15 protein-coding genes and 2 pseudogenes are annotated in these 13,543 nt (G+C 61.1%); all 17 read left to right on the forward strand.

Going from position 1 to position 13,543, the window contains the following annotated elements; genetic code table 11:
• Positions 1-227 (forward strand): annotated as a pseudogene (locus tag B7L09_RS25875) (flagellar basal-body MS-ring/collar protein FliF); the annotation flags it as partial.
• Entirely contained in the window at positions 220-1,236 is a 1,017-nt protein-coding gene (gene fliG / locus B7L09_RS25880; RefSeq protein ID WP_094471230.1) for a flagellar motor switch protein FliG, read from the forward strand. The pseudogene B7L09_RS25875 and the gene fliG, both read left to right, overlap by 8 nt.
• Before the next feature lie 12 nt (positions 1,237-1,248).
• Positions 1,249-2,052, forward strand: a pseudogene (fliH, locus tag B7L09_RS25885) (flagellar assembly protein FliH); the annotation flags it as partial.
• Positions 2,042-3,400 (forward strand): flagellar protein export ATPase FliI, encoded by a 1,359-nt coding sequence (fliI, locus tag B7L09_RS25890; RefSeq protein ID WP_094471232.1) that lies wholly within the window; start codon positions 2,042-2,044, stop codon positions 3,398-3,400. The pseudogene fliH and the gene fliI, both read left to right, overlap by 11 nt.
• Positions 3,401-3,406: 6 nt before the next feature.
• Complete coding sequence (gene fliJ, locus B7L09_RS25895) at positions 3,407-3,856, forward strand: flagellar export protein FliJ (protein ID WP_094471233.1); 450 nt, start codon at positions 3,407-3,409, stop codon at positions 3,854-3,856.
• A 216-nt stretch (positions 3,857-4,072) separates the two neighbouring features.
• Complete coding sequence (locus B7L09_RS25900; protein ID WP_094471234.1) at positions 4,073-4,378, forward strand: STAS domain-containing protein; 306 nt, start codon at positions 4,073-4,075, stop codon at positions 4,376-4,378.
• Positions 4,379-4,383: 5 nt separating this feature from the next.
• Positions 4,384-6,090, forward strand: coding sequence for an ATP-binding SpoIIE family protein phosphatase (locus B7L09_RS25905; protein WP_094471245.1), 1,707 nt, complete (start codon positions 4,384-4,386; stop codon positions 6,088-6,090).
• Between the two features lie 30 nt (positions 6,091-6,120).
• A complete protein-coding gene (locus B7L09_RS25910) occupies positions 6,121-6,468 on the forward strand; it encodes an Hpt domain-containing protein (protein WP_094471235.1) in 348 nt (115 codons plus the stop codon).
• Positions 6,469-6,573: 105 nt separating this feature from the next.
• Positions 6,574-7,956 carry a flagellar hook-length control protein FliK gene (locus B7L09_RS25915; RefSeq protein ID WP_094471236.1) on the forward strand — a complete coding sequence of 461 codons (1,383 nt, stop codon included), beginning with the start codon at positions 6,574-6,576 and terminating at the stop codon, positions 7,954-7,956.
• A 220-nt stretch (positions 7,957-8,176) separates the two neighbouring features.
• Positions 8,177-8,674, forward strand: coding sequence for a flagellar basal body-associated protein FliL (gene fliL / locus B7L09_RS25920; protein WP_094471237.1), 498 nt, complete (start codon positions 8,177-8,179; stop codon positions 8,672-8,674).
• Positions 8,675-8,683: 9 nt separating this feature from the next.
• The gene (fliM, locus tag B7L09_RS25925) at positions 8,684-9,652 is read left to right on the forward strand and encodes a flagellar motor switch protein FliM (RefSeq protein WP_094471238.1); all 969 of its coding nucleotides are present in this window, start codon (positions 8,684-8,686) and stop codon (positions 9,650-9,652) included.
• A 65-nt stretch (positions 9,653-9,717) separates the two neighbouring features.
• A complete protein-coding gene (gene fliN, locus B7L09_RS25930) occupies positions 9,718-10,176 on the forward strand; it encodes a flagellar motor switch protein FliN (protein WP_094471239.1) in 459 nt (152 codons plus the stop codon).
• Positions 10,177-10,626, forward strand: a complete 450-nt coding sequence (gene fliO, locus B7L09_RS25935; RefSeq protein ID WP_094471240.1) for a flagellar biosynthetic protein FliO — start codon at positions 10,177-10,179, stop codon at positions 10,624-10,626. It abuts the gene before it with no gap.
• Positions 10,626-11,384, forward strand: a complete 759-nt coding sequence (fliP, locus tag B7L09_RS25940; protein ID WP_094471241.1) for a flagellar type III secretion system pore protein FliP — start codon at positions 10,626-10,628, stop codon at positions 11,382-11,384. The genes fliO and fliP overlap by 1 nt, the downstream gene beginning before the upstream one ends.
• Complete coding sequence (fliQ, locus tag B7L09_RS25945; protein WP_094471242.1) at positions 11,381-11,650, forward strand: flagellar biosynthesis protein FliQ; 270 nt, start codon at positions 11,381-11,383, stop codon at positions 11,648-11,650. The genes fliP and fliQ overlap by 4 nt, the downstream gene beginning before the upstream one ends.
• 3 nt (positions 11,651-11,653) lie before the next feature.
• The gene (fliR, locus tag B7L09_RS25950) at positions 11,654-12,439 is read left to right on the forward strand and encodes a flagellar biosynthetic protein FliR (RefSeq protein ID WP_094471243.1); all 786 of its coding nucleotides are present in this window, start codon (positions 11,654-11,656) and stop codon (positions 12,437-12,439) included.
• A gap of 3 nt (positions 12,440-12,442) precedes the next feature.
• On the forward strand, positions 12,443-13,543 hold a 1,101-nt coding region (gene flhB / locus B7L09_RS25955), incomplete at its 3' end, for a flagellar biosynthesis protein FlhB (protein WP_094471244.1).

Genomic DNA, 13,543 nt, shown 5'->3' on the forward strand with positions numbered 1-13,543 from the left:
GCAAGCAGCTTGCTCTTGCAGGAAGCGACGTCGAGTTGGGTGGCATGGGCGGCCTGGACGGCGAACTGGCCAACGACCGCGTCAGCCTGGGCGGCCCGCAAAGTATTCTGTTGCCAAGCCCGAGCGAAGGCTATGACGCTCAGCTGAATGCAATCAAGAGTCTGGTAGCAGAAGACCCGGGCCGTGTGGCTCAGGTCGTGAAAGAGTGGATTAACGCAGATGAATGATCGAGCCGCTGTTGCCAAACTGACCAAAGTCGACAAAGCCGCGATTCTGCTGCTGTCCCTGGGTTCGACCGATGCTGCCCAAGTGTTGCGCCACATGGGGCCCAAAGAGGTCCAGCGTGTCGGCGTGGCCATGGCGCAGATGCGCAATGTGCACCGTGAGCAAGTCGAGCAGGTGATGAGCGAGTTCGTCGAGATTGTCGGCGACCAGACCAGCCTGGGCGTCGGTTCCGACAGCTATATCCGTAAGATGCTCACCTCGGCCCTGGGCGAAGACAAGGCCAACGGCCTGATCGACCGCATCCTGCTCGGCGGCAACACCAGTGGCCTCGACAGCCTGAAATGGATGGAGCCGCGCGCCGTCGCCGATGTGATCCGCTACGAGCACCCGCAGATCCAGGCCATCGTGGTGGCCTACCTCGACCCTGACCAGGCCGGTGAAGTGCTCGGCCACTTCGACCATAAAGTGCGCCTGGACATCATCCTGCGCGTGTCGTCGCTGAACACCGTGCAGCCGGCCGCGCTGAAAGAACTCAACACGATTCTCGAGAAGCAGTTCTCGGGCAACTCGAATGCCTCGCGTACCACCCTGGGTGGCATCAAGCGCGCGGCCGACATCATGAACTTCCTCGACAGCTCGGTCGAAGGCCAGTTGATGGACTCGATCCGCGAGATCGACGACACCCTGTCCGGCCAGATCGAAGACCTCATGTTCGTGTTCAACAACCTCTCCGATGTCGACGACCGTGGCATNCAGGCGTTGCTGCGCGAAGTGTCCTCCGACGTGCTGGTNCTGGCCCTCAAGGGTTCGGACGAAGGCGTCAAAGAGAAGATCTTCAAGAACATGTCCAAGCGCGCGTCCGAACTGTTGCGCGACGACCTGGAAGCCAAAGGCCCGGTGCGCGTCAGCGACGTGGAAACCGCCCAGAAGGAAATCCTCACCATTGCCCGCCGTATGGCCGAAGCCGGAGAAATCGTTCTCGGCGGGAAGGGCGGCGAAGAAATGATCTAAGGCGCTNNCNCGTCCAAACATGATGAGTCCCAGACCGACCTGATCCGAGGCAAGGCCGTCGCCGGTTTCGACGTCTGGGCGTTGCCCAGTTTCGATCCGTTTGTACCGGAGCCCGAGCCGGAGCCCGAGCCCGAACCTCCGGAAATGGAAGAAGTGCCGCTGGATGAAGTCCAGCCACTGACCCTTGAAGAATTGGAAGCCATCCGTCAGGAGGCCTACAACGAAGGCTTCGCCATCGGCGAGAAAGAAGGCTTCCACAGCGCCACACTCAAGGTCCGTCAGGAAGCCGAAGCCGTACTGACGCCGAAAGTTGCGGGCCTGGAGCAGCTGATGGCCAACCTGTTCGAGCCTATTGCCGAACAGGACACCCAGATCGAGAAATCCCTGGTCGACCTCGTGCAGCACATCACCAAACAGGTGATTCAGCGCGAACTGGCCATCGACTCGACGCAAATCGAACACGTCATGCGTGAAGCCCTCAAGCTCTTGCCGCTGGGCGTGGGTAATGTGCGGTTGTACATCAATCCCCAGGATTTCGAACAGGTCAAAGCCCTGCGCGAGCGCCATGAAGAAACCTGGCGCATTGTCGAGGACGCGGCGTTGCAGCCCGGTGGTTGCCGCGTCGAGACCGAACACAGTCGCATCGACGCCACCGTTGAAACCCGCGTCGCCCAAGTCATGGCCAAGCTGTTCGATCAGTTGCATGACCAGGCCTTGCACCCGGCCGCGCCGGATCTGAGCCTGGAGCTGCCGGTCGACGAAAAACCTGCGGTCGCTGCGATCGAGCCGACGCTGGACGAACCTGATGCGCCTTGATCGCACCAGCTTCGCCAAGCGCCTCGGCAGCTACGCCGAGGCCACCAAGTTGCCTGGCCATCCCATTCTTGAAGGGCGCCTGTTGCGCATGGTCGGCCTGACCCTCGAAGCCGAAGGCCTGCGCGCCGCCATGGGCAGCCGCTGCCTGGTGATCAACGACGACAGCTACCACCCGGTGCAGGTCGAAGCCGAAGTGATGGGCTTTTCCGGCAGCAAGATTTTCCTGATGCCGGTCGGCAGCCTGGCGGGCATCGCCCCCGGTGCCCGTGTGGTGCCGCTGGCCGATACCGGCCGCCTGCCGATGGGCATGAGCATGCTCGGCCGAGTGCTGGACGGCGCCGGTCGCGCGCTGGACGGCAAGGGCGGCATGAAGGCCGAAGACTGGGTGCCGATGGACGGCCCGACCATCAACCCGCTCAATCGCAACCCGATCAGCGAGCCGCTGGATGTGGGCATTCGCAGCATCAACGGTTTATTGACGGTCGGTCGCGGCCAGCGTCTGGGCCTGTTTGCCGGTACTGGCGTGGGTAAGTCCGTGCTGCTCGGCATGATGACGCGCTTTACCGAGGCCGACATCATCGTGGTCGGGCTGATCGGTGAGCGGGGCCGTGAAGTAAAGGAATTCATCGAGCACAGCCTCGGTGAAGAAGGCCTCAAGCGCTCGGTGGTGGTGGCGTCCCCCGCGGACGATGCACCGCTGATGCGCTTGCGCGCCGCGATGTACTGCACGCGCATCGCCGAATATTTTCGCGACAAGGGCAAGAATGTCCTGTTGCTGATGGACTCGCTCACGCGTTTCGCCCAGGCCCAGCGTGAAATCGCCCTGGCCATCGGTGAACCGCCTGCCACCAAAGGTTATCCGCCGTCGGTGTTCGCCAAGTTGCCGAAACTGGTGGAGCGGGCCGGTAACGCCGAGAAGGGGGGCGGCTCGATAACGGCGTTCTACACCGTGTTATCCGAAGGCGATGACCAGCAGGACCCGATTGCCGACTCGGCGCGGGGCGTGCTCGACGGGCACATCGTGCTGTCGCGGCGGCTGGCGGAGGAAGGTCATTACCCGGCCATCGATATCGAAGCCTCCATCAGCCGGGTCATGCCGTCGGTGGTCAGCCCCGAGCACATGGCCCGCGCGCAACANTTCAAACAGCTGTGGTCGCGTTATCAGCAGAGCCGCGACCTGATCAGCGTCGGCGCCTACGTGGCGGGCGGTGATCGCGAAACCGACATCGCGATTTCCCTGCAACCCGCCATGACCACTTACCTGCGCCAGGGCTTGAACGACAACATCGGCATGGGCGCCAGCGAAAACCATCTCGCCTCGATCTTCGCCCCGGCAGCGGGCGGCTAACCGGCCATGGCCCTGAGCCGCGCGGCACGCCTGGCACCCGTGGTGGAAATGGCCGAAAAGGCCGAAAAAACCGCGGTCATGCGCCTCGGGCACTTCCAGGGCCAGGTTCGTGTGGCGGAAAGCAAGCTCGCCGACCTCGAAAACTTCCGCCTCGAATACCAGGAACAATGGATCGTGCGCGGCAGTACGGGCGTTTCCGGCCAGTGGTTACTCGGCTATCAAGGCTTTCTGACGCAACTGGGCACTGCCATCGATCAGCAGCGCCAAAGCCTGGCCTGGCACCAGAACAACCTGAACAAGGCGCGCGATTCCTGGCAGCAGGCGTTTGCCCGGGTTGAAGGCTTGCGCAAACTTGTACAGCGCTACATGGACGAGGCGCGGAAGTTGGAAGACACGCGCGAGCAGAAGCTGCTGGATGAGTTGTCACAGCGGTTGCCGCGGCATGATCCGTATTGAATCAGTTGGATCGCGTTATCGTTCTTCGCGGGCAAGCCTCGCTCCCACAGGTGTTGTGTCGTTCCTAATATTGTGGACGACACAAAACCTGTGGGGGCGAGGCTTGCCCGCGAAGGCGGTCTGACAGACACCATAACTTCCCGCCTTGCTCCCATCTCCGCCAAGTGCTAAACCTTGTACACGTAAGTTCCCCCATGACAAGGAAGCCGTTAAAAAATGTCAGTCCATACAGAAACGTCCCAGGAAGGGAAAAAGCTGACGATTTCGATCAAGGGACGATTCGATTTCGCCAAGCATCAGGAATTTCGTGAATCCTACGAAAACCTTCAGCCAAAACCCGAGTCCTTTGAGGTGGATTTGAAGGACGCCACCTACCTGGACAGCTCGGCCCTGGGCATGCTGCTGCTGTTACGTGACCATGCCGGTGGCGATACTGCCGAGGTGCAGGTGGTCAACAGCAACTCCGATGTGCGCAAGATCCTCGGCATCTCCAACTTTGAACAAATCTTCGACGTTGCATGACCGCCATGCAACCGTCGCTTGAACCGCTGACCATCCTCATCGCCGAAGACAGCGCGGCCGATCGCATGCTGCTGTCCAGTATTGTCCGTCGTCAGGGCCACCAGGTATTGACGGCCGCCAACGGTGCCGAAGCCGTCGAAGCGTTTCGCGAGCAGCGGCCACACCTGGTGTTGATGGACGCCATGATGCCGGTGATGGACGGTTTCGAGGCCGCACGACAGATCAAGGCGCTGGCCGGGGAAACCCTGGTGCCGATCATCTTCCTGACCTCGCTGACCGAAAGCGAGGCCTTGGCCCGTTGCCTGGAGGCCGGTGGCGACGACTTTCTGGCAAAGCCCTACAACCAGGTGATCCTCGCCGCCAAGATCAAGGCCATGGATCGCCTGCGTCGGTTGCAAGCCACGGTGCTACAGCAGCGNGACCTGATCGCCAGACATCATGACTACTTGCTCAACGAGCAGCGGGTGGCCAAGGCTGTGTTCGACAAGGTGGCGCATTCGGGTTGCCTGAGTGCGCCGAACATCCGCTACCTGCAATCGCCTTATGCGCTGTTCAACGGCGACCTGCTGCTCGCGGCGTTTACCCCGGCCGGCGACATGCACGTGCTGCTGGGCGATTTCACCGGCCACGGTCTACCGGCCGCGGTGGGCGCCATGCCGCTGGCTGAAGTCTTCTACGGCATGACCGCCAAGGGTTACGGCCTGGCTGAAACCCTGCGCGAGATGAACGCCAAGCTCAAGCGTATTCTGCCGGTGGACATGTTCTGTTGCGCCACCCTGCTGTGCCTGAGCTTTCAACGACGTTCGGTGGAAGTCTGGAACGGCGGAATGCCGGACGGTTACTTGCACAGCATCGCCAGCGGTAACCGCACACCATTGACGGCGCGGCACTTGCCATTGGGCGTGCTCAGCCCGCAAACCTTCAATGACCGCACCGAAGTGTTTCCGATGGCCGTTGGCGATCGGGTGTTTCTGCTCTCCGACGGGGTCATCGATACCTGCGATGCCAACGAACAGTTGTTTGGTGTGGAGCGGTTGCAGCGGGTGTTTTCGGCCAATCGCCAGCCAGACGCGCTGTTCGAAGAGATCGAGCAGGCGCTGCGTGATTTTCGTGGCGAGGCCCGTGATGACGTGAGCATGGTTGAGGTCAGTCTGCTGGATGCGGCGCACCTGACCCCGCCGGCACCGGTGTATTCCGACAGTGGCCAGTCCTGTCCGCTGGACTGGTCGGTGAGTTTCGAGTTTCGCGCCGCGACCCTCAAACGTTTCAATCCGCTGCCGTACCTTTTGCAATTGTTGCTTGAGGTCCACGGCCTGCGGGCTCAGAGTGGCGCGCTCTACAGTGTGTTGGCAGAGCTTTATTCCAATGCCCTTGAGCACGGCGTGCTGGGTCTGGATTCAAGCCTCAAGCGCGATGCTTCGGGGTTTGCGCGCTATTATCAAGCGCGCAATGAGCGGCTGGAGGCGTTGCAAGACGGCTATGTGCGGGTGCATTTGCAGGTCGTGCCGACGGGCAAGGGTGGCAGCTTGATTGTGCGGGTCGAAGACAGTGGCAAGGGTTTCGATGTGGCGCGGGTGATGGAGCGTCCCGTCGATGGCGGCCGTCTGTCGGGGCGCGGTGTGAATCTGATCCGCCAATTGAGCCGTAGCGCGAGCTGGTCCGACGATGGTCGTAGTGCTCGCGTGGAGTTTTTCTGGGAGGCTCTGGCATAATTCACCCATTCTTGATCAAGGAGTGAGCAAGTGGCTGACACCCATCTGGACCGCGACGTGCTGAGTGCGTTGCAGGAAGTCATGGAGGATGAGTATCCAGCGTTGCTGGATACTTTCATCGCCGACTCCGAAGAGCGCTTGCGCGTTTTGCGAAAGGCTGACAACGCCGCGCAACTCATGAATGCCGCCCATAGTTTCAAGGGCAGCAGCAGCAATATGGGCGCCGTTCGCCTGGCTGAGTTGTGCAACGAGCTTGAGCAGTGCGCCAGGCAAAAGAGCCTCGCCGGTATTGAAAAACTGGTCGGAGAAATCGACGGCGAATTCGCCATTGTCCGCCCTTTGTATGAAGCGGAGCGACAGCGCTCTCTGGCTGACTGACGCGACCGTCCGGCGCTTTTAAACTCTGTCGAGCTGACCTGGCTCGACCTTTGCAATCAACTCACTCAACTGTACCTACGATCCCAGTGCAGCGGAGACCGTTTTATGCCCGTTACCCCCAATTCGCTTCTGCAGGCCGCCGCGACGGCCAAGACTCAAGTCGCCTCCGCCAATACCCCGGCGCCGGCCGCTGAGCCAGGGGACAAGGCGTCCAGCTTCGCTGATGTTTACGCCGATCAAACCCAGAACAAGCCTTCTGTGGTCGCTGATAAATCGGCTGTGCCCGCCACCGAAAATGCCTCGCAAGACCCCGGCAAAACGGATGTCAGCGGTGAGAAGCCTGCCGCCTCGGAACCGGCCGTTGCCGATAGCGGCAATTCCTTGCCCGCCGATAAACCGGCGCCGACCGATGACACCGCTGTCATCGACGAGCTGCCCGAGACCGCTGAAACGCCGGTGGCCGATACGGCGCCTGTTGATCCGAGCCTCGACCCGGCGCTTGATCCAGCGTTGATGCAGGCGGTACAGCCGATGGTAACCGTGCCGGTCGTGCAAACCGCTGCGCCCGTTGTCACGACCACACAGCCACAGGCTGAAACGCCGGTTGCCACCGCCGTCGTGGCCGCGTCTGCGCCAGCGGCGACTGCCATCGATAGCGATTTCGATCCCGAAGCTGATCCGCTCGACGCATTGCCCGCCGTGCGCATGGCCATGGAGCAGAGCGGCCACGTATCCGCCAGCAGCCAGGCCCAGCCAAAAGCCACGTCTGCCCAGACCCATGTTGACGGTGAACTGACGTCGGCGCAGAACTTTGCCGCCGGCATGGCCAGCATGCTCGACGTACAAACCGACAAGGACAGCACCAGTCAGGGCGGCGAGAAAGCCTTCAGCGGTCTGATTGATGGTGGGCTCAAGGATTTGACAGACGCCAGCAGTGACACCCGTGTCGATGACTTCGCCAACCGTCTGGCGGCACTGACCCAGGCGGCCACCCCGAAAACCGCCAATGCCTTGCCGGTCAACCAGCCGATCGCCATGCATCAGAGCGGCTGGACCGAGGAAGTGGTCAATCGCGTCATGTACCTTTCCAGCGCCAACCTCAAGGCGGCCGACATCCAGTTGCAACCGGCTGAACTGGGGCGTCTCGATATCCGGGTAAACATGGTTCCCGACCAGCAGACCCAGGTCACCTTCATGAGCGCCCATCCAAGCGTTCGCGAAGCGCTGGACAGTCAGATGCATCGCCTGCGTGACATGTTCTCGCAGCAGGGCATGGGCCAGGTTGACGTCAATGTGTCCGATCAGTCTCGTGGCTGGCAAGGTCAGGGCCAAGGCCAGGATCAGGCTCAGCAGGGGCAGGGCGGTCGGACCAGCGCCAATGGCGGTCGTCTTGACGCCATGGATGAAGAGGTTTCGCCAACTGTTGCCGATGTGGCGGCAACCGCTACCAGCGTGATCGGCTCCAGCGCCGTCGACTACTACGCCTGACCCAACGCAATACCCTGTGGGAGCGAGCTTGCTCGCGATGAGGCAATAACATTCAACATCTTCGTTGACTGCTGCGCCGCCATCGCGAGCAAGCTCGCTCCCACATTGGTTTCGGGGTGCCTGAAGATCCCGCCTGCCCCCCTCCCGACACTTCTGGCATAACACTTGCTCTTGCCTTGCCGTGCGACTGTGAAAACCCGAATAGTGACGGATTATTGGCATGGCGAAGAGCGACGCAGTAGTAAAAGACCCCGCAACCAAAGGCAAGGTCAAGCTGATCATTGTGATCGTGGTGGCCCTGTTGCTGGCGGTCGGCATGTCCGTGGGGGCGACCTGGTTCTTCATGCACAGCGCCCAAAGCAAGCCTGCCGCCGCTGAAACCGCTGTTGTCGGCAAGCAGCCAGCGATTTTCGAGCCCATGGCTCCGGCCTTCGTGGCCAACTACAACGTGAACGGTCGCCAGCGCTACATGCAGGTGAGCATCACCCTGCAAGGCCGCAATCAGGGTGATCTGGAGGCGCTCAAAGTGCATATGCCGGTGATCCGCAACAACCTGGTCATGCTGTTCTCCGGCCAGGACTTCGCCACGCTGGCGACCCCGGTCGGCCAGGAGATGTTGCGTCAGAAGGCCACGGCCAGCGTCCAGGAAGTGGCGCAGAAAGAACTCGGCAAAGTGGTTATCGAACAACTGCTTTTCACTAACTTCGTATTGCAGTAGGATCACGAGATGGCCGTGCAAGACCTGCTGTCCCAGGATGAAATTGACGCGCTGTTGCATGGCGTCGACGATGGTCTGGTACAGACCGAACTGGCTGCCGAGCCCGGCAGCGTCAAAAGTTATGACCTCACCACCCAGGATCGCATCGTCCGTGGACGCATGCCGACGCTGGAAATGATCAACGAGCGCTTCGCCCGGTACACCCGTATCAGCATGTTCAACATGCTGCGCCGTTCGGCGGACGTGGCGGTGGGCGGTGTGCAGGTGATGAAGTTCGGCGAGTACGTGCACTCGCTGTACGTGCCCACCAGCCTCAACCTGGTCAAGATCAAGCCGTTGCGCGGTACCGCACTGTTCATCCTCGACGCCAAACTGGTGTTCAAACTGGTGGACAACTTCTTCGGCGGCGACGGCCGTCACGCGAAGATTGAAGGCCGTGAATTCACCCCGACCGAATTGCGCGTGGTGCGCATGGTGCTGGAGCAAGCCTTCATCGACTTGAAGGAAGCCTGGCAGGCGATCATGGAAGTCAATTTCGAGTACATCAACTCGGAAGTGAACCCGGCCATGGCCAACATCGTCGGCCCCAGCGAAGCGATTGTGGTGTCCACCTTCCACATCGAACTCGATGGCGGTGGCGGCGACCTGCACGTGACCATGCCGTACTCGATGATCGAGCCGGTGCGCGAGATGCTCGACGCCGGCTTCCAGTCGGATCTGGACGATCAGGACGAGCGCTGGGTCAACGCCCTGCGCCAGGACGTCCTGGACGTGGACGTGCCGATCGGCGCCACGGTTGCCCGTCGCCAGNTGCGTTTGCGCGATATTTTGCACATGCAGCCGGGGGACGTGATTCCGGTGGAATTGCCGGAAGAACTGATCATGCGCGCCAACGGCGTGCCGGCCTTCAAGGTCAAGATGGGCTCGCATAAAGGCAACCTCGCGTTGCAAGTGATCGAGCCGATCGAGCGCCGCTGACCGGCGCTCCAACCCCCTATTAATTGGCTGCTCTTGATTGAGCAGTTGCCCGCCGAGGACAAAAGATGAACGACGATATGAACGCCCAGGACGACCAGGCACTGGCTGACGAATGGGCTGCCGCCCTGGAAGAAACCGGTGATGCCGGCCAGGACGATATCGACGCGCTGCTGGCCGCCGACGCCGCCAGTTCGCCGTCCAACCGTCTGCCGATGGAAGAGTTCGGCAGCGTGCCAAAGAGCCACGACCCGGTCACCCTGGACGGTCCGAACCTCGACGTGATCCTCGACATTCCGGTGTCGATTTCCATGGAAGTCGGCAGCACCGAAATCAATATCCGTAACCTGCTGCAACTCAACCAGGGTTCGGTGATCGAGCTTGATCGCCTGGCCGGCGAGCCACTGGACGTGCTGGTCAACGGCACGCTGATCGCCCATGGCGAGGTGGTGGTGGTCAACGAGAAGTTCGGCATCCGCCTGACGGACGTGATCAGCCCAAGCGAACGTATCAAGAAGCTGCGCTAAGTGAAAAAGGTTCTAGGGCTTCTGCTTGCGTTGCCGTTCAGTGTGCTGGCAGCCGAACCTGTGGCCACGGCTGCAACGGCTGCTGCTGCGCCGGCAGTCAGTAGCGGTGTGGCCGGGCAATTGACGCAGTTGGTGTTCGGCTTGCTGCTGGTGCTGGGGTTAATCTTCTTCCTCGCCTGGCTGCTGCGCCGGGTCCAGCAGGCCGGGCCGGCCGGCAAAGGGCAGGTGATCGAGATTGTCGGTTCCCGCGCCTTGGGGCCACGCGACCGATTGATGCTGGTGCAGGTCGGCAACGAGCAGATCCTGCTTGGCCTGAGCCCCGGCACGATCACTGCACTGCATGTGCTTAAAGAGCCGATTGAAGTGCCGACCACGACCGAGAGCGCGACTCCGGAGTTTGCCCAGCATCTGTTGAGGATGCTCGGCAAGGATCAGAAGGATAAGAAGTAATGGGTGCGTTACGCATCGTCTTGACGCTGGCNCTGTTGCTGGCGGCGCCGTTGGCGTTGGCGGCCGACCCGTTGTCGATCCCGGCGATCACGCTGGGCACCAACGCTGCCGGCGCCCAGGAATATTCGGTCAGCCTGCAGATCCTGCTGATCATGACCGCGCTGAGTTTTATCCCGGCGTTTGTGATGCTGATGACCAGCTTTACGCGGATCATCATCGTCTTCTCGATTNTGCGTCAGGCCCTGGGCTTGCANCAGACGCCGTCGAACCAGATTCTCACCGGCATGGCGCTGTTTTTGACGCTGTTCATCATGGCACCGGTGTTCGACAAGGTGAACCAGCAAGCGCTGCAACCGTATCTGGCGGAAAAACTCACGGCTCAGGACGCGATCGACAAGGCCCAGGGCCCGATCAAGGACTTCATGCTGTCGCAAACCCGCTCCAGCGACCTTGAGCTGTTCATGCGTTTGTCCAAGCGCACCGACATCGCCACCCCGGATCAGGCGCCGCTGACCATCCTGGTGCCGGCGTTCGTCACCTCCGAGTTGAAGACCGCGTTCCAGATCGGCTTCATGATTTTCATCCCGTTCCTGATCATCGACCTGGTGGTGGCGAGCGTGCTGATGGCCATGGGTATGATGATGCTGTCGCCGCTGATTATCTCGTTGCCGTTCAAGATCATGCTGTTTGTGCTGGTGGACGGCTGGGCGTTGATCATCGGTACCCTGGCGAGCAGCTTCGGCGGTGTGTCGCCATGACGCCGGAAGTGGCGGTAGACATCTTCCGCGAAGCGCTGTGGCTGACCACCATGATGGTCGCCGTGCTGGTGGTGCCGAGCCTGTTGGTCGGCCTGCTGGTGGCCATGTTCCAGGCCGCGACGCAGATCAACGAACAAACCTTGAGCTTCCTCCCGCGTTTGCTGGTGATGCTGATCACCCTGATTGTCGCTGGCCCGTGGCTGGTGCAAACCTTCATGGAATACATCCTGCAGCTGTACGGCAGTATTCCTCAGGTCATCGGCTAAACCATGCCGTCGCTGCTGCAGCTGACCGATACCCAGATCAGTACCTGGGTGGCGACGTTCATGTTGCCGTTGTTTCGCATCGGCGCCTTGCTGATGGTCATGCCGGTGTTTGGCACGTCCCTGGTGCCCACGCGCGTGCGCCTGTACTTCGCCCTGGCGATCACGGTGGTGATTGCGCCGGGCCTGCCGCCGATGCCGCCGATCAATGCGCTGGATCTGAGTGCGCTGCTGCTGATCGCCGAGCAGATTCTCATCGGCGCGTTGCTGGGTTTCTCCTTGCAACTGTTCTTCCAGGCGTTCGTGGTGGCCGGGCAAATCATCTCGATCCAGATGGGCATGGGCTTCGCTTCCATGGTCGACCCCACCAACGGCGTGTCGGTGGCAGTGATCGGGCAGTTCCTGACCATGCTGGTGACGTTGCTGTTCCTGTCCATGAATGGCCATCTGGTGGTCTTCGAAGTCCTGACCGAAAGCTTTACCACGATGCCGGTGGGCAGCGGCTTGATGGTTAACCATTTCTGGGAGCTGGCCGGCAAGCTTGGCTGGGTTTTGGGGGCCGCACTGTTGCTGGTGCTGCCAGCGGTCACCGCATTGCTGGTGGTCAACATTGCGTTCGGCGTGATGACTCGGGCCGCGCCGCAATTGAACATCTTTTCCATCGGTTTCCCGCTGACCCTGGTGCTCGGGCTGTTCATCGTCTGGGTCGGCATGGCCGACATTCTCAATCAGTATCAACCGCTGGCGACCGACGCCTTGCAGTTCTTACGTGACCTGGCACGAGCGCGCTGAGCCATGGCCGAGAGCGAGAGTGGTCAGGACAAAACAGAAGACCCCACGGAGAAACGNAAAAAGGACTCCAGGGAAAAGGGCGAGATTGCGCGCTCCAAGGAGCTCAACACCCTGGCGGTCATGCTCGCCGGCGCTGGCGGGTTGCTGATTTTCGGTGGAGCGCTGGCGCAGGACCTGATGGAACTGATGCGCATGAACTTCACGCTGTCGCGGGAAGTGATTCTGGATCAGCGCAACATGGGCACCTTCCTGCTGCACTCGGGGCAGATCGCCCTGGTGGCGATTCAGCCGGTGATGATCACCTTGTTGCTGGCCGCGTTGATCGGCCCGATTTCTCTCGGTGGCTGGCTGTTCGCGGCAGGCTCCCTGGCGCCGAAATTCAGTCGCATGAACCCCGGTGCGGGGCTCAAGCGAATGTTCTCGGCCAAGGCGCTGGTCGAACTGCTCAAGGCTCTGGCAAAGTTTTTCATCGTGCTGTTCGTGGCGCTGNCGGTGTTGTCGTCCGACATCGACGACTTGCTGCGCATTGCCCATGAGCCGCTGGAGTCAGCGATCATTCACAGCGTGCAGGTGGTGGGCTGGAGCGCGCTGTGGATGGCTTGCGGGCTGATCATCATCGCTGCCGTGGATGCGCCGATCCAGCTGTGGGAAAGCCACAAGAAACTGCTGATGACCAAGCAGGAAGTGCGCGACGAGCACAAGGACCAGGAAGGCCGCCCCGAGGTCAAGCAGCGTATTCGTCAGCTGCAGCGCGAAATGTCCCAGCGCAAGATGATGGCGGCGGTGCCCGATGCCGACGTGGTCATCACCAACCCGACGCACTACGCGGTGGCGCTCAAGTACGACCCGGAGAAGGGCGGCGCGCCGATGCTGCTGGCCAAGGGCAGTGACTTCCTGGCCCTGAAGATTCGTGAAATCGCCGTGGCCAATAATGTGCTGCTGCTCGAATCGCCGGCCCTGGCGCGTTCGATCTATTACTCCACCGAGCTGGAGCAGGAAATCCCCGGTGGGTTGTATCTGGCGGTCGCTCAGGTACTGGCCTACGTCTATCAAATCCGCCAATACCGCGCGGGCAAGGGCAAGCGGCCTGATCCGCTCAAAGAC

It is taken from the genome of Pseudomonas mandelii, from assembly GCF_002251635.1.
Classification (GTDB): domain Bacteria; phylum Pseudomonadota; class Gammaproteobacteria; order Pseudomonadales; family Pseudomonadaceae; genus Aquipseudomonas; species Aquipseudomonas mandelii_B.